The organism is Gardnerella sp. KA00718 (assembly GCF_049244285.1).
GTDB classification, from domain to species: Bacteria; Actinomycetota; Actinomycetes; order Actinomycetales; family Bifidobacteriaceae; genus Bifidobacterium; species Bifidobacterium vaginale.
In genome coordinates this window covers 67,640-88,460 of the sequence record NZ_CP058370.1, presented here as the reverse complement: position 1 = coordinate 88,460, position 20,821 = coordinate 67,640, and the positions used below count along the sequence as shown (strand labels likewise).

15 protein-coding genes and 1 tRNA gene are annotated in these 20,821 nt (G+C 43.3%); 12 read left to right on the top strand and 4 right to left on the bottom strand.

Annotated elements, in window-relative coordinates; translation table 11 throughout:
* Positions 1–139: 139 nt before the first annotated feature.
* Together HXT55_RS00320 and tgt are read right to left on the bottom strand one after the other, a co-directional pair.
* A tRNA-Leu gene (locus tag HXT55_RS00320) sits at positions 140–222 on the bottom strand.
* A gap of 384 nt (positions 223–606) precedes the next feature.
* Positions 607–1,929 carry a tRNA guanosine(34) transglycosylase Tgt gene (tgt, locus tag HXT55_RS00315; RefSeq protein ID WP_004137640.1) on the bottom strand — a complete coding sequence of 441 codons (1,323 nt, stop codon included), beginning with the start codon at positions 1,927–1,929 and terminating at the stop codon, positions 607–609.
* A gap of 341 nt (positions 1,930–2,270) precedes the next feature.
* On the opposite strand from tgt, the gene HXT55_RS00310 reads away from it, so the two are divergent.
* Positions 2,271–4,109, top strand: coding sequence for a S1C family serine protease (locus HXT55_RS00310; protein ID WP_421792204.1), 1,839 nt, complete (start codon positions 2,271–2,273; stop codon positions 4,107–4,109).
* Positions 4,110–4,118: 9 nt separating this feature from the next.
* Complete coding sequence (locus HXT55_RS00305; RefSeq protein WP_421792202.1) at positions 4,119–4,829, top strand: nitroreductase family protein; 711 nt, start codon at positions 4,119–4,121, stop codon at positions 4,827–4,829.
* Positions 4,830–4,853: 24 nt separating this feature from the next.
* Here the strand turns inward: HXT55_RS00305 and HXT55_RS00300 are convergent, their stop codons facing one another.
* Both HXT55_RS00300 and rlmB read right to left on the bottom strand, forming a co-directional pair.
* On the bottom strand, positions 4,854–6,563 hold the full coding sequence (locus tag HXT55_RS00300) for an ABC transporter ATP-binding protein (protein ID WP_285085068.1): 1,710 nt from the start codon (positions 6,561–6,563) through the stop codon (positions 4,854–4,856).
* A 32-nt stretch (positions 6,564–6,595) separates the two neighbouring features.
* Complete coding sequence (rlmB, locus tag HXT55_RS00295) at positions 6,596–7,591, bottom strand: 23S rRNA (guanosine(2251)-2'-O)-methyltransferase RlmB (RefSeq protein ID WP_019261477.1); 996 nt, start codon at positions 7,589–7,591, stop codon at positions 6,596–6,598.
* Between the two features lie 213 nt (positions 7,592–7,804).
* On the opposite strand from rlmB, the gene HXT55_RS00290 reads away from it, so the two are divergent.
* The 10 genes from HXT55_RS00290 (at position 7,805) to HXT55_RS00245 (ending at position 20,615) form a co-directional block, all read left to right on the top strand.
* On the top strand, positions 7,805–10,762 hold the full coding sequence (locus HXT55_RS00290) for a cation-translocating P-type ATPase (protein WP_421792200.1): 2,958 nt from the start codon (positions 7,805–7,807) through the stop codon (positions 10,760–10,762).
* 90 nt (positions 10,763–10,852) lie between these two features.
* Entirely contained in the window at positions 10,853–11,434 is a 582-nt protein-coding gene (gene dcd / locus HXT55_RS00285; RefSeq protein ID WP_014554278.1) for a dCTP deaminase, read from the top strand.
* A gap of 326 nt (positions 11,435–11,760) precedes the next feature.
* On the top strand, positions 11,761–12,582 hold the full coding sequence (locus tag HXT55_RS00280) for an alpha/beta hydrolase (protein WP_020759756.1): 822 nt from the start codon (positions 11,761–11,763) through the stop codon (positions 12,580–12,582).
* Between the two features lie 29 nt (positions 12,583–12,611).
* Positions 12,612–13,043 (top strand): nucleoside deaminase, encoded by a 432-nt coding sequence (locus tag HXT55_RS00275; protein WP_042711297.1) that lies wholly within the window; start codon positions 12,612–12,614, stop codon positions 13,041–13,043.
* A gap of 485 nt (positions 13,044–13,528) precedes the next feature.
* Complete coding sequence (locus tag HXT55_RS00270; RefSeq protein WP_032836323.1) at positions 13,529–14,539, top strand: substrate-binding domain-containing protein; 1,011 nt, start codon at positions 13,529–13,531, stop codon at positions 14,537–14,539.
* A 262-nt stretch (positions 14,540–14,801) separates the two neighbouring features.
* Positions 14,802–16,295: a sugar ABC transporter ATP-binding protein gene (locus tag HXT55_RS00265; RefSeq protein ID WP_004137724.1), complete on the top strand. Its 1,494-nt coding sequence runs from the start codon at positions 14,802–14,804 to the stop codon at positions 16,293–16,295.
* Positions 16,296–16,457: 162 nt separating this feature from the next.
* On the top strand, positions 16,458–17,459 hold the full coding sequence (locus HXT55_RS00260; RefSeq protein WP_004116562.1) for an ABC transporter permease: 1,002 nt from the start codon (positions 16,458–16,460) through the stop codon (positions 17,457–17,459).
* Positions 17,460–17,758: 299 nt separating this feature from the next.
* Positions 17,759–18,697 carry a D-ribose ABC transporter substrate-binding protein gene (locus HXT55_RS00255; protein WP_004116565.1) on the top strand — a complete coding sequence of 313 codons (939 nt, stop codon included), beginning with the start codon at positions 17,759–17,761 and terminating at the stop codon, positions 18,695–18,697.
* 389 nt (positions 18,698–19,086) lie between these two features.
* On the top strand, positions 19,087–19,482 hold the full coding sequence (rbsD, locus tag HXT55_RS00250) for a D-ribose pyranase (protein WP_004116568.1): 396 nt from the start codon (positions 19,087–19,089) through the stop codon (positions 19,480–19,482).
* A gap of 68 nt (positions 19,483–19,550) precedes the next feature.
* Positions 19,551–20,615: a ribokinase gene (locus HXT55_RS00245; protein ID WP_004116570.1), complete on the top strand. Its 1,065-nt coding sequence runs from the start codon at positions 19,551–19,553 to the stop codon at positions 20,613–20,615.
* Positions 20,616–20,821: the final 206 nt, after the last annotated feature.

The window sequence follows — 20,821 nt, the reverse complement described above, 5'->3', positions numbered from 1 at the left end:
CCACTATGTTTTAACACGTCTGACGTCTTACGACATCTACTTATTTAGTCTATCACATATTTTTAAGCAAACGCGCAACTGTTGTAAGATGATGCTACAAAATAAAAAAGAACGTCGAAAAATCAACGTTCTTAAAGAGTGCGAACGGCGGGACTTGAACCCGCACGAGTATACACTCACTGCCACCTGAAGACAGCGCGTCTACCATTCCGCCACGTTCGCATACAGACCACAAAGCTACCATATTTGCAGACGTTTAGCAAATACGCTTCTAGTGTGTTGTTACAAATTTGCTCAAATAGCGTCACCAAGTGTGGTAGAGATTCGAGTTTTTTCGCCGCGAGCGAGGTGAGCCTCAGCGCCGAAGGTGGTGACTCGCCGAGAGAGCAAGAAAAATCGAGAATCTCGGTGATGAAAAACACGCAAAAGTTCTAGATATCCAGAAGGTTTGATGTATTTCTCTACGAGCAATAAATAGCGCCATACTGAGGCCTTGGAATATTAACGTTCATAAGACCACCGTAAAGGAGCGCGTCACTTGCGAGGAGAGAAATACTCAAACCTCGCGCAATACCAAGCAAGGAGCGCGCAACACCAGATAAATTATCAGCGCGATCCATTTTCGTAGTAGTGCGCAAGCGATTCATCGCGGAACTCTTCAAAATATCCGCCGTCAATCGACGCGCGAATGTCGTCTAGAAGCTTAACAAAGAATCGCTCGTTGTGAATCGTAGCAAGCGTGTATCCGTTCATCTCTTTAGCGCGCAGTAAATGGCTAACATACATGCGCGAATAATGCGTGCAAGTGTAGCAATCGCATCCAGCTTCAAGCGGTCCCTGATCGTGCTTAAATTCGGCGCGCTTTACGTTGTATCGTCCGTGGCGAGTAAAAATCGCGCCGTTTCGGCCGCATCGCGCAGGGGCAACGCAATCAAACGTATCTCCGCCGTTTTCTACGCAAGCAAAAATGTCGTCAACTGCAGCAATTCCAAGCACGTGGCGAGGGCGATTTTCTGGCATAGCATCGCAGATCCAAGCGCAAGTGTCTCCAATAATGCGCTTTTCAATTGCTCCACCAATTCCGACGCCATCAAAGTCGAGCGAAGCAATCTGCTCTGCCGCGTGCCTACGCAAATCCTCGTAATTCGCTCCCTGAACAACGCCATACAACGCCTGATACGGCTTTCCTAATCGCGCCTCGGTTAATCGCTTGTGTTCGGCAACACAACGCTTAGCCCAGCGGAAAGTGCGCTCAACGGACTCTTCTTGATATCGACGAGTATTCATCAAAGTTGTAAGCTCATCGAAAGCAAACATAATATCTGCGCCAAGCTTGTGTTGAATACCCATTGAGATTTCTGCGCTAAATCGGTGAATTGAGCCGTTTAGAGGGGACTTAAACGTTACGCCATCCTCGTCAACGAATGCCATACGCTCTTTACCTTCTGCAATAACATCGTCGGACTTCATGCCTGTAACGTCCATTGCAAGAGTTTTCTTAAAACCAGCGCCAAGCGAAAGCACTTGGAATCCGCCAGAATCCGTAAAAGTTGGGCCATCCCAGTTCATAAACTTTGCAAGACCGCCAGCTTCGTCTAAAATGTCTTCACCAGGGCGCTCATATAAGTGGAATGCGTTAGAAAGCATGCATTGGCCGCCCAAGTCTTTTATTGACTCTGGCAGCACGGCCTTCATTGCGGCTTGAGTTGCAACAGGCACAAAAGCAGGCGTATGAATATCCCCGTGAGGCGTGCGAATCACGCCTGTACGCCCGTATCTAGCTCCATCTTTTCCCTTGCCGTCCGCCGTATTTTCCAAACGCGTTTTTGTTGTAAACGAGAATTCATTGCGATCTCCAGGCTTACCAGGCTCTGCTCCGCGTGGGTGTTCAATAAGATTAGTCATACCTTTTACTCTATTAGAAGGCATGACGATATGCGCATAAGTTGTGGCATTGTAAGCGGAAAAGTCGTCAGCAACCGTTCGTTAAATTTTACGTGTTTATGTATTTTCTATAAAAACCGCTAGCTAATTTTACGGTATTCATACGGTAACTATATGGTATTTATACGGCATTATATGGCTAAATATTCAGGTAATTTTAAGAGCAAAACGTTTAACTCATATTGTAAGAAAATTAAATCTTAGATTTTAACTTACGCTTTATTTGCGTGTAGAAAGATTAAAGCGCGTAAAAATCTCATATTAACTTGTATGAATGCGTGTAATCAGATTAGAGTATGTTGTGTTAAAAGATTTAAGGAGGATTAATGGCTGACGATATTTATGATTCTAAGGCCTATGATTCTAGTGAAGTGCAATCTGAGCAGTCTTCACAAGGACAGTCACAGACGGAGGAGACTAAGCAGACTAGTCAGGGTGAACCTCAGATTTATCGTCCTGCTCCGGAATATGGTGCATATGGTCCTGTTAATACTGGCGACGGAAGCGATGAGAATAATTCTGCAAACTCTTCGGTTGCTGGCGACTCTTCTGCTAATGATGGTGAAGAATCGCCAAGAAACACAGTTAACGGAGATTATGCGCGTTCGGATGACAATTTGGATAATCCATTCTTGCCTTATGGTGATCCCTATAGCGGCAATATTAAAAATTCTAGATTTGGGAATCCTTATGATTTGAGTGATGATGCTGCTGATGGCGATGCTGCTGATAGCGATGCTGGTGATAATCAGGATGATGCAGTTCATGGCGAAGTACAGGTCGTAAATCAGGGTTCAAATCAGAATCCAAATCAGGGTCCACATGTAGTGTACAAAAAGCGTGGCGCTAGAAAAGAGTCCAGAGAAAACTCAAATATAACAGTGGCGATTGTGTCGTCAATTATTTCTGCAGTGGTATGCGTTGTTGTAATGTCATTCGCTATCACTCAAGGACTAATTTCTATTCCAGGTTCGGGAACGCTTGCAGATGTAGGTACACAATCATCTTCAAAAGGAACAGCAGTAGTAAAAGGTGGTCAATCTCCAGATTGGCGTTCGGTTGCTAAAAACGTTTCTGGCGGAGTTGTGTCTATTCAGGCGCGCAATGACAAGAATATGAGCAAAGGCTCTGGGGCAATAATCGACAAGCAAGGTCATGTTGTTACAAACAATCACGTTATTGCTGGAATGCAACAGCTGCAAGTAACGCTATCTAATGGCCAGATTTACAAGGCAAAGCTTGTTGGAACCGATAAAACTACCGATTTGGCTGTGCTTAAAGTAGACGGTTTACCAAGTAACGTAAAGCCAGTTGAGTTTGCTGATTCTGATGCTCTTGCTGTTGGAGAACCTGTGATGGCAATTGGAAATCCTCTTGGTTACGACGATACTGCTACAACAGGCATTGTTTCCGCGCTTAATCGCCCAGTTTCCGTTATGGATGATCAGAGTCGTTCGGAAATCGTAACAAATGCTGTGCAAATTGACGCTGCAATCAATCCTGGTAATTCTGGCGGACCAACTTTTGATGCTGCTGGAAAAGTAATCGGTATTAATTCTTCTATTGCCGCAACTTCTGCTAGAGGCGGCACAGCAGGGTCTATTGGAATTGGATTTGCTATTCCGTCTAATCTTGTTAAGCGCGTAGTAAACGAGATTATTAAGAATGGTTCTGTAAAACACGTTGCTCTTGGAATTATGGTTAAAAGCGTGAACGTAACGCAAAATAACATTACGCGCGGCGGCGCTCAAGTGGCGTCTGTAACTCCTGGCGCTCCTGCAGCAAAAGGCGGAATGCGTGCTGGAGATACAATCGTGGCGTTTAATGGAAAGCCTGTGACAAGCAATTATTCGCTTTTGGGATTTGTGCGCGCTACCGCTTTGGGAGATAAGGCAACAATAACGGTTGTTCGTGGTAACGGAACTGTCAATCTAACAGTCAAGTTTAACCAAGAAGAAGCTGCTGTTAATGGCGCAACTCGTCAAGACCCTCGATCCTTGAGGAAGCGCGGAAGTAAAAAGCCTGATTCTTCCGATAAGAAGAGCCAGAACAACAATGGAGGCGATTCTTCAGATGGAGATGATGATCCTTTGGATCAGCTCCCTCGAGGCGGAGACGACGATTCTGACGATGGTGGCATTTTTGACCCATTCGGTTTCTGGTAAACTGATAGCATGACTTACAAAGATTTTGGCCAACTTGCATCGGAGCGGTTTTCTGCACGCGACTTTTTAAACAAGCCGATTGAGCAAAACATTTTAGAGTCAATATTGCACACCGCTTCTCTTGCGCCAAGCTGGAGCAACACAAGAGCTTATGCGCTTGCGATTGCACAAGGTGGCAAAAAAGATCGCATTGTGAAAGCTTATTTAGATAAGTGCAATGCAATGCTTAAAGCCAAAGATAAGAGTTTGAGCGAATCTGAGCGCGCTCAGTTTGCTCAAGAATCAGCGCCTAATGGCGACGTTCCTGTTGCAAAGCCGTACCCCGACGATTTAAAGCAGCGAAGCGCTAAACTCGGTCTAGCGTTATATTCGCATTTAGGAATCGAAAGGCACGATTTTGCAGCTAGGAACGCCCATACGCGCAGAAATTTCGAGGCTTTTGGAGCACCCGTTATTGGCTTTGTTTTAGCTAGACGCGATTTTATGCCATTTGCTGCAATGGATGCAGGTCTTATGCTACAAACGCTGTTTCTTGCTGCTAAAGATTTAGGCGTTGACTCTTGTCCGCTTGGAGTTTTGGCTACTTGGCGAGATCCGCTAGACGCGGAGTTTGATGTTCCAGAAAACATGGAGCTTTTAACTGGATTTGCGCTTAGGTATGCTAGCGATTCGCACGCAAACGAGTTTAGAGCAGAGCATCCAAAGATTGAGCTGCTTTAGCGATTGCGAAACAATCGTTTTTGCCTATTTTATATGCGCCTTGCGCTCGTAAATAGTGGCAGTGCTTTCCCAAACAAGAGCCTTCCAAGACGTTTTAACGTTGGAAACAGCGTGCGCATTGTAATGCGAAATGTTGTAGTTTAAAGCCAAGAAGTAGTACCACGGCTGGCTGGATTCGCTAACAAGAAATTCTGGCTCGCCCTTTGCAGCGCAATCCGTCAACTCTTGTGCTTGCTGGCTTGCAGTAGGGCTTTCATTCGTTATAAAAGTCTTGTTTTCGTAAGCGCAATCTATAAGATTTTTAGAAAAATAAGGGTTTGCGCCTATTAAAAGCCACGAATATTGGTGAGTGTCGTTTTCTTCGTGAGAAATAACTTTTCCACTTTCGTCAACCTGCTCGTAATTATGGAGCCAAGATGCTACAAAACGCTTATTTTGCAAGTGATTACTAGATATGTATTGTGCTACAGCTCTAGAAGGCGAATAGTCAAACAGAATATCGTTTACGCAAGCAAACGCGTTCCAAATTAGGCTTGGTGCAAGGATTATTGATATTAGTAGGTTGATTTTAAAAGCTTTGTTTTTTATAAATCTGAATTTAGTAGGGGCGATTTTAACAAAAATCGCAGGAATATCCTTGCTGCTAAGCGGCTCTTTTATGTGACTAATCCAAAGCACACTAAGCAAAAACACAAATATTAGACCTGCGTGGTGAAGCGTAAAATAGCGAACAGCTACGATTGTAAGGACAAGATAAGGGATTACAAGAGCTGTAAGGAGTTTTCTGCGCTTGGCGATTCTAATGGCAAACGCCCAAATCGCAAGGCTAAACAGTGTGCATATTGTAATCGGCAAAAAGTCAAAAGGCATTCTTCGCATTGAAATATCGCCATAAAAGCTTGTAAACATGCTTTCGGAAGGCATTACGAATATAAAAGCGAAGCATTTTGCAATTGTTGAATTGCCATCAATCGTTGCGCGAGTGGCGAATGCGTTTTTTGCTGGCCATGCAAGAGCAAGGTTTGCAGCGCCAAAAATGGCGATTAATCCCCAAGATATAAGTCGCGCCCAATTTGATGCGATTGTTGCTTTAATCGCGTGAAGAATGGAGCTAAAATTAAGAGTTTTGCTAATATTCTTGCTAAAAACTCGCCAAATCCAAGCAATTGTAAAGCCTGCAGCAAACGCAATCCCGTACACGCTAAGCAAGCACATAAACATAAGACTAATCGCAAGTTTCCAAGCGCTAGAAGTCTTAGAATCCGCACTATTCCAATAATGTGCCGCTACTAGCAAGCTTAAGCAAAGCAAAGCGTATGGTCGCGATGTAACACCGTACTGGAAGCAAGCAAAATAAGTAAACGGAATAAGAAAAGTTGCAAGGCTGCTTGCGCTTTTAAAAGGCGACTTAAAAATAAGCCACGCACCCAGTAGGCTTGCGCAAACCAGTTGAATACCCTTAATTCCAAACTCGTATGGAACGCTATTTTTAGCTGCAATCGCAAGCAAAAGATTCCAAAAAGGAGGGTGACCCTCGTAATGGGGTCTAACGCTAATAATGTCTGTAAGCGACGAATCGCGCGCAATCAGCCAGCTTTGAGCTTCGTCAAACCAAGGTTCGTGGAAACACATTACGATTGCAATAATCGCAATGTATAAAACAAAAGCTAATAATAAAGCCAATGTGCGCGCGTTATGTGAATCTTGTAAATTGCGTGGCTTAAAAATCCGCATGAGTGTTAACTCTTAATTCGCAATGCTAATTACTAATTTTGACTCAAGGCGGCAAGCCTACGAGCGTTAGCAACAGCATACAAGCTGATTCCAGCTGCAACGGATGCGTTAAGCGATTCAACAGCGCTAGAGATTGGGATTCCAGCAATAGCATCGCAAGCTTCACGCGTTAGGCGACTCATGCCCTTGCCTTCGCTTCCAAGAACTACAACAAGCGGATCTGTTTCAAAACCAGTTTCGCCAACAAGCTTGTCGCCGCCGCCATCAAGACCAATCGCGTACCATCCGCGTTCGCGCAAACCTTGAATCGCCTTGTTTAAATTCACAACTCTAGCAACAGGCAAATGTGCTGCTGCGCCTGCAGAAACCTTCCAAGCGGCAGCTGTAACAGATGCGCTTCTGCGCTCAGGCAAGATTACGCCATTTGCGCCAAAAGCGGCTGCGGATCGAATAACAGCACCAAGATTTTGTGGATCGGTAACTCCATCTAGTGCTATAAACAATGGGCGTGCGTTAATGCGAGCGGCTGCAGAATCCGCCGCCTCCATAGCGCGAGACTTCTTTTCTGCGCGGTCAACAAGCTCTTGCAGCGAATAATATTGATAAGGCTGCACTTTTAATATAATGCCTTGATGATTGGTGCTGTGAGCAATGCGATCCATTTCCAAGCGATCCGCTTCCAAAAGTCGCAATCCTTGCATGCCAGCAAGCTTAACGATTTCGCGCGTGCGATCGTCATGCTCAATGCGATTTGCAACATAAAGCTGCGTGCTAGGAACGCCTACGCGCAAAGCTTCAAGAGCTGCATTTCGCCCAATTACCAACTCGTCGCTATCTGTGCCCAACTTATCTACTCTGCGTCTAGCTGCCAAACGTGGATCTGCAAACGTGCGCTTAATCGCAGCCTTTTTAGCGAAATAAGCCTTATGATACACGCGGTCCTCTGCTTTAGGAGTAGGTCCCTTGCCGCGCAATGCATTACGATGTTTTCCACCCGACCCCTTGGTCGGTCCTTTTTTCATAGCCATATTCTTATTTTCACATGCCCCCGAGGCATTGACGATGCTTTGGTGCTGCATTAGCGAGGCATTAGTATTTGGCGCTTTATGTGGCATAATAGAACGGTACTTAATTATTGTTATTGCAATAATCCACAACCGCGCAATAATCAAGATTTTGAGTCAACTTTGCGTAAAAATTTTGATTATTGACTACTCCGCGGCGCTCCCAAGGGGGAAAATATGGTTGATCAAAGCGATCAATCCAAAGATCCGTCATTGCAAGACGTGCAAAATGTTGCAAATTCGCTTAATGTAAACGTTTCTACGGGTTTAAGTAGTGATGAGGCGGCTAAAAGGCTCGCGCAATTTGGCTCGAACGTTTTAGCTAGCGCTCCTAAAACACCAGCGTGGAAGAGGTTCCTCGAACAGTTTAAAGATCCGCTTGTTTACTTGCTTATAGCGGCTACTATTATTTCCGCAATCGCATGGTTTGTTGAGCGCGCACAACATGGTGGCGAAAGTGGCGGCGAAGTTCTGCCGTTTGACTCAATAGTTATAATCGTGATTCTTATAGCAAACGCAGTTTTGGGCTATATTCAAGAGTCGCGCGCGCAAGAAGCAGTTGAAGCGCTGGCAAAAATGAGCGCTCCACAAACGTCTGTTCTTAGAGATGGGCGAGTTATGCGCATAGATACGGCAGATGTTGTGCCTGGAGATATTTTGGTTCTTGGCGAAGGCGATGCTGTTTCTGCAGATGCAAGGCTTATTGCAGCCGCTTCTTTGCGCGTTGCGGAAGCAAGCCTTACGGGAGAATCTGTTGCTGTTAGCAAGCGTCCAGAAACTCTAGCTTCGCCAAAATCTTTAGCAGACCGCACAAACATGGTGTTTAATGGCACTGCCGTAACGCAAGGCACTGGTCGCGCAATCGTCACGTCTACTGGCATGAAAACTCAGGTTGGAAAAATCGCGGATATGCTTTCTAGTGCGCAAGAAGAAGCCACTCCTCTCGAGAAGGAGATGGTTCGCGTATCTAAGGTTCTTGGAATCGCAGTGTGTATTATTGCAGCCGTTGTGCTTGCGTCTATGTGGGCGCTTGAAGGATTCCGCACTATTGAAGATGTTATAGATTCTTTGCTTCTTTCGGTATCTCTTGCTGTTGCTGCTGTTCCAGAAGGCTTGGCTGCTATTTTAACGGTTGTTCTTGCGCTTGGCGTGCAGCGCATGGTAAAGCATCATGCTGTTGTAAAAAAGCTTTCGTCTGTAGAAACGCTTGGCTCCGCATCTGTTATTTGCTCCGACAAAACGGGTACTTTAACTCGAAACGAGATGACTGTTGAGCGTGTTATAACGCCTAGCGGCCAAGTACAGCTTACGGGTAGTGGGTATAAGCCAGAGGGACGAATGGTTTTGCTGGATTCTTTAGATGCGGATTTGGCGGTTCATCCAGCTCTAGCTACAGAGGTGATTGGAGCGCTCGGCTCTGGGTATTTAGCAAACGATGGCGATTTGAACCATAATGAATCATCTGGCGCATGGCAGCCAGTTGGCGATCCTACCGAGGTTTCGCTTATTGTTGCGGCGCGCAAAACCAAGGCGGACAAGCGTTACGCGCATCTTAGTCGCGTTGCGGAAGTGCCGTTTACTTCTGAGCGCAAGCGCATGTCTGTTGTTGTTAAAGACAATTCGGATTCTGGAAATCTTATTGTTTGCGCTAAAGGCGCTCCAGATGTTTTGCTTTCTTATTGCACGCGAATCGCAGTTGCTGGCGCTGTTCGTCATCTTACAGACGGAGATCGCGAAGAGATTCTTGCAAACGTGGAAAAGCTCTCTGGCGAAGCGTATCGCACTCTTGCAATGGCGTATAGGCCGCTTGGCGTAGATAGTTTAGCTAAAGTTGACGGCATGGTTTCTAACGCTGCCGGCCAAATCGCAGACGTTGCTGAACAAAGTGATGTTTTGGAGTCTGATTTGATTTGGAACGGCATGGTTGCGATTATTGATCCTCCTAGAATCGAAGTTCGAGATAGCGTTGCTCAAGCGCATCGTGCTGGAATCAGAACTGTTATGATTACTGGCGATCATCCACTTACTGCCGCTCGAATCGCTCGTGACCTTGGCATTATTGGAAAAGATGAGCATGCGCTTACAGGCGATGAGCTTGACGAGTTGCTTTCTAGGGATGACGACAACATTGCTTTCGACGATGCGATTAGCAAAGTGAGCGTGTACGCGCGCGTTGCTCCAGAACACAAGCTTGCGATTGTTTCCTCGCTTCAAAGGCAAGGCAATATTGTTGCTATGACTGGCGATGGCGTAAACGATGCTCCTGCTGTAAAGTCGGCAGATATTGGCGTTGCAATGGGCATTACGGGTACGGAAGTCACTAAAGAATCTGCCAAGATGATTTTGGCAGACGATAACTTCTCTACAATCGTTGCAGCAGTGCGCGAAGGACGCGGAATTTTCGACAATATTCGTAAATTCTTGAGATATTTGCTTAGTTCCAACGTTGGCGAAGTGTTCACGGTGTTTGGTGGTGTTGTTTTCGCTGGCGCTTTGGGAATTACGCAGCCAAACTCTGTAGGTGTAACTTTGCCTTTGCTGGCAACTCAGCTTTTGTGGATTAATTTGCTTACGGACGCTGCTCCTGCGCTCGCAATGGGTGTTGATCCGCAAACGGATGATGTTATGAATAGGCGTCCGCGAAGGCTTACGGATAGCGTTATTGATAAGCCAATGTGGGGAGACATTGTGTTTATTGGCGTGATTATGGCAGCTATAACGCTGATTGGCATGGACATGCATTTGGCTGGCGGATTGTTTACAGACCGCTCCACAACTGTTTTAACTCATGCAGCTCAAATGACTCACGCGCGCACAATGGGCTTCACTATTCTTGTGTTTGCTCAAATGCTTAATGCTCTTGCATCTCGCTCGCATTTGCAAAGCGTGTTTGTTGGCTTGTTCGCAAATCGTTGGCTTTGGGGTGCAATCGCAGTTTCCGTAGTGTTGCAGCTTGCTGTAATTTATATACCATTCCTTAATGGCCCGTTTGGCACAGTTCCGCTCGACTTTATGGAGTGGGTGGAGTGCCTTGGGCTTTCAATGGTTGTGCTTATTGCTTCGGAGTTAAGAAAGTGCGTTTTGCGATTTATTGCTAAGCGCAAAGGCGCATCTTCTGTTGCAATTTCTGCCTAATATTTTCGACCGCGGCACGCGCTACACTTGGCATATTAGTGTATTTAAGTGTTTGTTTTACGCGGTTTTATCGCAAGGAGATTTGACGTTATGCTGTTGTCTGATCGCGACATTCTCAAAGCTCATGACGAGGGTCATATTGATTTGACCCCATGGACCCCACAAATGGTGCAGCCTGCGTCGATTGATGTGCGGCTCGACCGATTCTTCCGATTGTTCAATAATCACGCTTACACCTACGTGGATCCTGCAGAAAATCAGGGGGAGTTGACTGAGCAGTTTGCGGTTGCCCCTGATGAACCTTGGATTTTGCATCCTGGCGAGTTTGCGCTTGGCTCCACTTGGGAGTATGTGAAGTTGGATTCCACAATTGCTGCGCGCTTAGAAGGCAAAAGTTCGCTTGGCCGTCTTGGAATTTTAACTCATTCCACGGCTGGCTTTATTGACCCGGGTTTTGAAGGCCACATTACTTTGGAGCTTTCAAACGTTAGCACTCTGCCAGTTAAATTGTGGCCAGGCATGAAGATTGGTCAAATGTGCTTCTTCAAGCTGAGTTCTCCTTGCGAAAATCCTTACGGGTCTTCTGTTAATGGATCTCACTATCAAGGTCAGCGTGGTCCAACACCATCTAGGTCTTATGAGAACTTCTATCGCGCAAATTTGGAAGATTAAATTTATAAGATTAGAGTTGAAAATCTAGATTTGAAAGTCTAAATTTGTAAGATTAGCAACGAATATCAAGAAAAATCAGGGGAAAAGTAGTAAACTTTCAGGAACTTATCAGCTAACGTACTAGCAGCACTAAGGATTATGTGTTTTCATAATATTAGTGAAAAACTTAAAAAGTAATTCACGAAAGCTTATTCATATTTTTTCCTTTAATTTAAACCCCGACTTAAACGGTCGGGGTTTAAATTTTTATGTAGCGTTTAGGCGTTTAGCGCAGTGTTCGGATTACAAGGGTTATAAATGCCAAAGCTGTGCCGTATGCTGTAGATATGACTAATCATAACGGTGTGATCTCAGATGAGTTCGACAACGGCGAGTTTGACAATAACGACAATAATGGCGATTTTGGCAGTGAGGATTCTGCTGCAAGCGCTTCAAATGGTCTACATGCTGGTCGCGAATCTAGTGTTGTTCCAGGCAGATTCGGCGAAGATTTACATGTAAACGCTGCTAAGTATTCTCGCGGAGAAGCGTCGGCTTACGCTACAAGACCTCTTCTTTTGCTTCTGCACGGGTGGGGTTCCAATGAGGATGATTTGCTTGATTTGCTGCGCGTTGTTGCCCCTTATAATGATGCGATTTCTTTGCGCGCTCCGCTTCGATTAGATCAAGGCGCTTACAGCTGGTTCCATGATGCTGTTCCTCAGGGAGATGACTTAGATCGAGATATGTATGCTGCAGCTGCTGCAATTGACGAGTGGGTTGCTGCGAACGTTCCTGAAGATCGCGCTGTTGTGCCATTTGGTTTTTCGCAGGGTGCGGCGCTTGCTGTTCATATTCTCAGGCTTAACCCTGAACGTTATCGTGCAGCCGTTGCGCTTTCTGGCTTTGTAGCTCCTAATATTGCCAAGGATATTTCTCTTAATGATGATGTTCTTGCAGATCTTAATACGCCTGTTTTCTTTGGTTATGGTTTGGATGATGCTGTTATTCCTCCTTACGAGTTTTCGGCGGCTGCAGCCTGGCTTGAGGAACATACGTGGTTGGAAGAGAAGCGTTACCGCGGACTTGACCATGCCGTTCATATGGAAGAACTTGGCGATATTCGCTCTTGGTTTGCTTTGCACAATATTTCTTCGGGGTTAATGTGACTTTGTGCGCGCGCGAATATGTTCCGCTAATGCAAGAGGCATTGCGACTTGCGCAAGTTGCTTCCGATTGTGGAGAGGTTCCAGTTGGAGCTGTTGTTGTAGATGGTTCTGGTGTGATTATTGGCCGCGGCTCTAATCTTCGTGAGCGAGACTCTGACCCTCTTTCTCACGCAGAAGTTCTTGCGATTAAGCAAGCAGCAGAGAGTAAAAAGTCTTGGAATCTTAGTGATTGCACGCTTGTTGTTACTTTAGAACCTTGTCCTATGTGCGCTGGTGCGATTTTACAAACACATATAAAGCGTGTTGTTTTTGGCGCATGGGATTCAAAACTTGGCGCATGTGGATCTGTTTGGGATATTCTGCGAGATCCTCATGTTGGCTCGCATCCGCAAGTTTTTGGTTCTGTTTGTGAATCGGAGTGTGTTCAGATTCTAAGCGATTTTTTTAAGAATTGCAGGTAGGTTTGATTTACTCAAGTCTTTTCTAGCTTTGTTTAGCCTTGTTCAATATAGTCTAGTTTTGTCTTCTTTTATTGTGTCTTATTTAATCTTATCTACTCGTATTTTTAAATTATTTTATTTTACTAATAATTATTTTAATAATATAAATTTCTTAATATTTTTATCTTGCAATTGCGCTTTTTAAATGTTATAGTTGCGGTAACGTTACCGCACAAGGTTTGCTACGGAAGCGAGAAGAGTGTGAAAACGTTATCTCATAGGTGACTTTGGTCAGCGCTGATGAAGCTACTTAGTGAGATTGAGGTTAGTAAAAACATCATATGCATAGATGCATAGTGTGATTCTCTCAAAAGAGAGGAGTATATGAAAAAACGTAATTTAGAATATAGAATACAAGAGAAAATCAGAGCATATAAATTGCAATGTAAATAATCTTAAATGCTGTACTTGTATAGTTTTGTATAGTGTTACCGATGGGAGGTGCTATGACGTATATTACGATTCGCGATGTTGCACAACATGCTGGAATATCAGTGTCAACTGTGTCTCGTGCATTAAACAACACGGGTCGTATATCGGCAAACACCAAGGCAAAAGTTGAGCGTGCGGTTGCTCAATTAGGTTATATCCCAGATTCGCGCGCGCAAGCAATGCGATCGTTACGCACAAAAACAGTAGGACTGCTTGTGCCAGACATTCGTAACGCATATTTTGCCGAACTCGCTTACACTGTTCAAGACTCATTGTTTGAGGCAGGCTATTGTGCATTTATAGGAACATCATCTGAAAGTGCATCTCGTCAAGATTCATTTATAACCAGTATTCTTTCGCAACGTATTGATGGGGCGATTATAGTTCCTCAAGGTGAAGTTACTGAAGCTATGAGAAAGCTGATTGAGCAGCGACTCCCTATGTTGTTTATGGATCGCCACGTAGAACCGCAAGCTGGCGGCTTAGAACACGTGCCAGTAGTTGATTCAGACCCAACAAAGGGCATTCGTGATGCGCTGTTAGATGTTCTGCAACATGGTTTTCACTCAGTTGGCTATATTTCTGGCCCAATTATTGCTTCGCCCTCGTTGCAAGAACGTGAGCAAGCATTTAGAACCGTGGCTTCAGAGATATTTGGCGAAGAGCATGTATTCGTAGAATCAACAGGATTTGACCAGTCGTCGTGTGCAAGCGTAATGCATCGCATGATTAATGTTGGAGTGAAAGCTCTTATTATTGGCTATTCGCCAGATGCGTTGCGAGTAATGCAAGTGATGGCTCAAGAAGGATTAGTAATAGGCAAAGATATATCATTGATTTCTTTCGATGATGTAGAAGTGTTTCGCCTAGCAACTCCACGTATTTCTGTGATTTCACAGCAAGTTCAACGCATTGGTCACATAAGTGCTGCACTGTTTTTAGATATGCTTGAGAATAATGGTGACGTTAAATCGCAGCGTGTAGAAACTGTGTATATCCCTCGCGAATCGCTAGGGCGATCATAGATTCGTAAAAAGCTGCAAAATATCGTCATTATTTAATGGTTTATCTATCAGTATTTCAACTGATTATTGCACTGTAACTTTGTTGTACGTGTATTAATTGTTTGAGTGAACATTGTTCGTACTCTGTACTCTGCGCATTGTACTTAATGTTGTATTCGCAATTTGCAAGTCAATATAAACGTAATTAAACAAACAATAACTTGACGTAATCAATGGTAATTTCGCGATCGCATTGTTGCTATAGCGAAGGAAGAGGCTAAACATGACGGAGCTGTCATTAGTAGGAGTATCGAAAATATTCGGTAATTCTACTGTAGTTGACAATGTGTCAGTAAAAGTAAAGCCAGGTGAAGTTCATGTTCTACTTGGTGAAAATGGTGCTGGCAAGTCAACTGTTATTAAAATGATGAGTGGCATTTATCAGCCAGATAAAGGTCATATTGAGATTAACGGCAAAACGGTGCGTATTCCTAATGTAGATGCTGCGCGCAAATTAGGTATTGCTGTAATACACCAAGAGTTAAATTTAGTACCTGAACTTTCCATTATGGAAAATCTGTTTCTTGGCATGCTACCGACCAAAGCTGGTTTTGTTGATCGCGCAACTATGCGATCTAAAGCAAAAGAGGCATTGCAAGTTATTGGCTTAGAAGAAGATGTAGATAAGCCAATGGGAGAGCTTGGAGTGGCTCGTCAGCAAATGGTAGAAATTGCTAAAGCGCTTATGCAACATGCATCTATTCTTATTCTTGACGAACCAACGGCAGCACTTACAAAGCGTGAGTGTGAACAATTATTCAGCATTATTGCAGATCTGAAATCTAAAAATGTTGGAATGGTATTTATTTCTCACCATTTGGACGAGATTGCGCGAGTTGGAGATGTAGTAACCGTACTTCGAGATGGAAAATACGTTGACACTGTTAGTGCAGATGTTCCAGAAAAAGAACTTGTAAGGTTAATGGTTGGACGCGATATAACTAATCAGTTCCCGCATGGAAACAGGCATCAAGGCAAGGAATTGCTAAAAGTAGAAGGATTAACGCGAAAAGGTGCTATTGAGGATGTGTCTTTTAGCGTTCATGCTGGAGAAGTCGTTGGACTTGCAGGCTTAGTTGGTGCTGGTAGGACTGAGGTTCTTCGTGCAATATTTGGAGCGGATACTTACGATTCGGGATCTGTTTCAGTAGACGGAAAAGCGATTCCTAAAGCAAATATTGCTGGCAGCATTGCTGCAGGTCTTGGATTAGTGCCAGAAGATCGTCGCGTGCAAGGTCTTATTTTGGAGGCATCTGTTGCAGATAATCTTGGAATCTCTACGTTAATTCCTACATCTCATGCTGGTTTTGCAGATTTGAAAGGTCAGCGTGCGCATGAAGAAGAAACCGCAGAGAAATTGCGTATTCGCATGGCAAATATTGATCAGCTTGCTGGTTCACTTTCTGGTGGAAATCAGCAAAAAATCGTATTTGGCAAGTGGTCTATGGCAAACGTAAAAGTGCTGCTTTTGGATGAGCCTACTCGTGGCGTTGATGTTGGCGCTCGCGTTGAAATCTATGAGCTTATTAACAATATCGTTGAAAACGGTGGAGCAGTACTTATGGCTTCGTCAGATTTACCTGAAGTTCTAGGAATGTCTGATCGTATTCTCGTAATGTCAAACGGCAAGATCAGTGGAGAGCTTGCTGCAAGCGAAGCTACGCAGGAAAAGGTTATGGAACTTGCCGTAACGCATCTTAGTGAATCAGATAAATAGGAATAAATAGCAATAAATAACAATAAACAACATGGCGTGAAGTCATATTGAAAAATTAAAAATTGAAAGATTACTTGTAAAACGTAAAACTTGCGTTCTGCAGTTTGTAAAGCGCAAATAGGTGCTGTGAACTGTTGGAAACTCGTTAAAGGAGTATTTGTTATGAGTGCTACAAAGAGCGAAAAATCTCACCGTTTAGGGTATGGTGCAGACGACAAAGGCTTTTTGCCAACGTTAAAAAAGTTTGCATCTCGTAATGGTGCACTTATTGGTTTGATTATTTTGTGTGCAGCGCTTTCTTGTGCTACGCCTGCATTTTTAACAAGTGTAAATATTCTCAACGTTGGAATTCAAGCAGCTACGGTAGCAATTTTGGCATTTGGCCAAACTTTCGTAATCGTTTCAGCTGGAATTGATTTGTCGGTTGGTGCAGTTGCTGCAATTTCTAGCATGCTTGTTGCTTACACCGGCGCTTCTATGGGCTTGCCTCCAATATTGACTATTATTATTGGCATTGCTACAGGCGCAGTTTTTGGCTTAATTTCTGGCGTTGCTAATGCTTTTCTTAAGCTGCCGTCCTTTATTGCCACGTTGGCAATGATGTCTGTGGCTCGTGGACTTACGCTGGTTGTTTCGGATGGTCGTCCTATTTCCACTTCGGGCATGGTGAATTTCTTCGGAGCAACAATATGCGGAATCCCTATGCCAATAGTGATGATGATTATTATGGGCGTTATTTCCGCAATAATCTTGAACTTCACTACTACAGGTCGTTCAATGTATGCTGTTGGCGGAAATATGGAAGCATCTCGTCTTTCTGGCATAAACATTCATAAAACTCAAATTATGGTGTTTATTCTTTCTGGCGTTTTTGCTGCTGTAGCTGGTTTAGTGATTGCAGGGCGTTTGCATTCTGCTCAGCCTCAAGCAGCTACCGGTTACGAGATGGATGCTATAGCGTCTGTGGTTATTGGTGGCGCATCGCTTTCTGGTGGCAAAGGTAAGATCTCAGGCACATTCGTAGGCGCAATACTTTTGGCTGTTATTCGTAATGGCTTGAACATTTTGAACGTTTCTTCCTTCTGGCAGCAAGTTGTTATTGGCTTGGTGATTGCGTTTGCTGTAAGCCTCGATACTTTGCGACGCAAGGAAGATACTCACTGAAATAAGGCATATTAAGCATATTAATAGACATATTAATAATCCGTAGAAACTTGATCTCCTTGCTTAGAAGGGGGGTGTTTATAAAGGTATTGACTTAATGGTGGCAAGCATCAATGCCTAAATGCAGCAAAAATATAATAAGAAATCTAACAAAAATCTAATAAAAATAATTTAAATTATAACTGAAAACAATTTAACAATATGGTAAATAAATGGCAAAAACATCAGCCTTATTTATGCAAATAATGTTTTAAATATTGTGATTTGCGATTAATAAGGCAATAGTCAAAGGAGATATGATGAATTATCTAGTTATGCGCCGTGGTATGAAGCTCGCTTGTGCTGTTGCAGCAGCATCGGCTCTTGTTTTCAGCATGAGTGCGTGTGGAAATGCAAGCTCTAGCGACAAGGTTGCGCTGTTAGTGTCTACGCTAAATAATCCATTCTTTGTGGATTTGCGTGATGGTGCGCAAGCGGAAGCCAAGAAGCTGGGAGTTGATTTACAGGTTTCAGATGCTCAGAACGATTCTTCTAAGCAGCAAGATCAAGCTCAAAACGCGCAATCTCAAGGTGCTAAAGCAGTAATTATAAATCCTGTGGATTCCGATGCTGCTGGTCCAGCCGTTGCGCCACTTCTTAGCTCTGGTATGCCTGTGATTTCTGTGGATCGTTCCGTAACTGGCGAAAAAGTTACTTCTCACATTGCCTCCGATAACGTGGCAGGAGGTGCTCAAGCTGCCGATGCGCTCGCTAAGAGCATGGGAGAAAAGGGCGAAGTTCTAATTTTGCAAGGCATCCCAGGTGCTGCTTCTACGCGAGATCGTGGCAAAGGTTTTAAGGATCGCATTAAGAAGTATCCAAATATTAAGGTTGTTGCGGAGCAGACTGCTAACTTTGATCGTGCTGAGGCGTTGAACGTTGCAACCAACTTGTTGCAATCTCATCCGAACGCAGCTGGCATTTACGCCGAGAATGACGAGATGGCATTAGGTGCAATCCAATCATTAGGTGCTAAAGCTGGTAAAGATGTTAAAGTAGTTGGCTTCGATGGTACTGCCGATGGCATGAAGGCTATTAAAGCTGGAACAATGGCTGGCACTATTGCTCAGCAACCAAAGGAGCTTGGGCGTTCTGCCGTTGCTGCAGCTGTAAAAGCTATTAAGAAGCAAACTGTTCCAAAGACTGAGCCAATTACTGTGAAAACAGTTACAGCAAAGAATGTAGCTGATTTCGAGTAATAGTAAATCAAGTAGTACAAAAAAGTAGTAAACCAAATAGTGTGAAAAGTGTACAAAAAGTAGTACAACATTTATATGGCGTTGAAATCGTTGACTTGTATGCTAAGCGTAACAATTAATACGATTTTATTGCATATGCAACGTGTATGTTGTCATCGTTTTCAACGCCGCACTATTTGTTGTTTTTAATATCACATTATTTTGGATGCATTATTTGTAAATATATAAAAAGTAAATATTTAAAATAAGTAAATATAAATAAGTAGATATTTAGTCTTATAACAATCATTACAGCAAGCATTTAAGCTTGATGAGCGTTTGCTATTATGCGATTATCACTGTTGATAGTCACTAATGCAAGGTAAAAATTTAATATCATAAGGAGAAAAATGTTAACTCATGGCATCTTGAACTCGCAATTAGCGGCTGCTCTTGCAAAGCTTAGGCATAAGGATCAATTTGTTATTTCTGATTGCGGATTACCAGTTCCACAAGGCGTAGAAGTAATAGATTTAGCTTTAGTGTTTGGAATTCCACGATTTAGCGATGTGCTGAATGCAATCAAAGCTGATTTGGTACTTGAATCAGGCATAATGGCTAAAGAAGCATGCAATAAAAAGCCAGAAGAGTGGGTAAAAGAATCCTTAGGCGTGCCGCTAACATACGTTCCACACGATGGCGATGAAGGTTTTAAAGCTTTAGTTTCACAAGCAAAATTTGTGATTCGTACAGGCGAAACTACGCCATATTCCAACGTTTTATTGCGCTGTGGCGTTCCTTTCTAAATTTCTAAATTGTGGTGTTCTTTTATAAATTTTTAATATTAAAGATTAGTTGCTGATTTAGGAGAAAAATGCATTGTTATAGTAAGCTTGATTCGTTAAGTGGATTAGAAAATATTGCGTCGCTCCGCTTAAACGATTTAAAAGTTACGCAAGAGAATATGCAAGAATCACATAAAGCGGATTCAAACGCTATTGCAATAGTCGGCTCTATGAATGCGGATTACACTATTGTGGCAGATCGTCTTCCTAACCCAGGAGAAACCATTAATGGAAACGAGATTCGCGTGTTGCCAGGTGGAAAATCTGGTAATCAAGCTGTATCGGCTGCAAAACTCGGTGCACACGTTAAAATGTTTGGTGCAGTTGGCAATGATTCCAATGCTGATTTTCTCCTAAATTCTTTGCAATCTTCCGGAGTTGATACAACTTGTGTTCGTCGCGTAGAAAATAAAAAGAGTGGCGCAACTGTGATTACTGTAGATGCGCATAGTGGGGAAAATACTATTGTGTATGCTCCAGGATCTAATTCTTTAGTAGATTGTGAGTATATTCAATCGCCGTTAGTAAAATCCGCTCTTACTAGCGCAAAAGTTCTTGGTCTTTGTTTAGAAAGTCCTTTAGAAACTGTAACTATGTGCGCACAACTAGCGCATGAAAATGGTGTAAAAGTGCTTCTTAACGATTCGCCATTTTTAAACAAGTTGCCTAAAGATTTGATTGATTCTGCGGATATTTTGCTTGTTAACGAGCATGAGATGGCGCAACTTTTGAATATTGAAGAGCCAGATGATGGCGATTGGTATTCTTTTGATTGGAATCATGTAGCTCACGCTATGCGTGATTTTGGCTTTGATGAAGCTGTAGTTACTCTTGGCTCTAAAGGCTCTGTAGTGTTGGATTATTCAAAAGAGGATTGCGTATGCATGATTTCCCCTCAGAGCGTTAAAGCTGTTGATACAACTGGCTGCGGTGATGCTTTTATGGGCACAATATTAGCTTGTTTGTCTGTAGATATGCGTTTAGACGAAGCTGCCGCGTTAGCGTCTTATGTTTCTGCGTATGCAGCTACTGGTTTTGGCGCTCAAGCTTCTTATGGCACAGTTGAACAAATTCGTCAATTTTTTAATGTTTAAGTGACTGAGTTGTAGGTGATTGCGATATACGCATATTTGTGAGCATTATTAGTTGGTAATTGCATTTTAAATAATACAAAATTTTGACATTCTCAAAAAACTGTGTAATATGCTATAAAAACCAAAAAGCAGTTGGCTGATTTTAGTCACTACAATCAGCTTTACTGCTTTTTACTATATTCATAGTCGCTTCGACGAATTTCCAT

What these genes read in the sequence shown, in the direction of transcription:
- rlmB (WP_019261477.1), bottom strand. Translation starts at nt 7,591, where the DNA reads ATGGCTATGAAAAAAGGACCGACCAAGGGGTCGGGTGGAAAACATCGT.
- HXT55_RS00290 (WP_421792200.1), top strand. Translation starts at nt 7,805, where the DNA reads ATGGTTGATCAAAGCGATCAATCCAAAGATCCGTCATTGCAAGACGTG.
- HXT55_RS00280 (WP_020759756.1), top strand. Translation starts at nt 11,761, where the DNA reads ATGACTAATCATAACGGTGTGATCTCAGATGAGTTCGACAACGGCGAG.
- tgt (WP_004137640.1), bottom strand. Translation starts at nt 1,929, where the DNA reads ATGCCTTCTAATAGAGTAAAAGGTATGACTAATCTTATTGAACACCCA.
- HXT55_RS00260 (WP_004116562.1), top strand. Translation starts at nt 16,458, where the DNA reads ATGAGTGCTACAAAGAGCGAAAAATCTCACCGTTTAGGGTATGGTGCA.
- dcd (WP_014554278.1), top strand. Translation starts at nt 10,853, where the DNA reads ATGCTGTTGTCTGATCGCGACATTCTCAAAGCTCATGACGAGGGTCAT.
- rbsD (WP_004116568.1), top strand. Translation starts at nt 19,087, where the DNA reads ATGTTAACTCATGGCATCTTGAACTCGCAATTAGCGGCTGCTCTTGCA.
- HXT55_RS00305 (WP_421792202.1), top strand. Translation starts at nt 4,119, where the DNA reads ATGACTTACAAAGATTTTGGCCAACTTGCATCGGAGCGGTTTTCTGCA.
- HXT55_RS00265 (WP_004137724.1), top strand. Translation starts at nt 14,802, where the DNA reads ATGACGGAGCTGTCATTAGTAGGAGTATCGAAAATATTCGGTAATTCT.
- HXT55_RS00270 (WP_032836323.1), top strand. Translation starts at nt 13,529, where the DNA reads ATGACGTATATTACGATTCGCGATGTTGCACAACATGCTGGAATATCA.
- HXT55_RS00245 (WP_004116570.1), top strand. Translation starts at nt 19,551, where the DNA reads ATGCATTGTTATAGTAAGCTTGATTCGTTAAGTGGATTAGAAAATATT.
- HXT55_RS00310 (WP_421792204.1), top strand. Translation starts at nt 2,271, where the DNA reads ATGGCTGACGATATTTATGATTCTAAGGCCTATGATTCTAGTGAAGTG.
- HXT55_RS00300 (WP_285085068.1), bottom strand. Translation starts at nt 6,563, where the DNA reads ATGCGGATTTTTAAGCCACGCAATTTACAAGATTCACATAACGCGCGC.
- HXT55_RS00275 (WP_042711297.1), top strand. Translation starts at nt 12,612, where the DNA reads ATGCAAGAGGCATTGCGACTTGCGCAAGTTGCTTCCGATTGTGGAGAG.
- HXT55_RS00255 (WP_004116565.1), top strand. Translation starts at nt 17,759, where the DNA reads ATGAATTATCTAGTTATGCGCCGTGGTATGAAGCTCGCTTGTGCTGTT.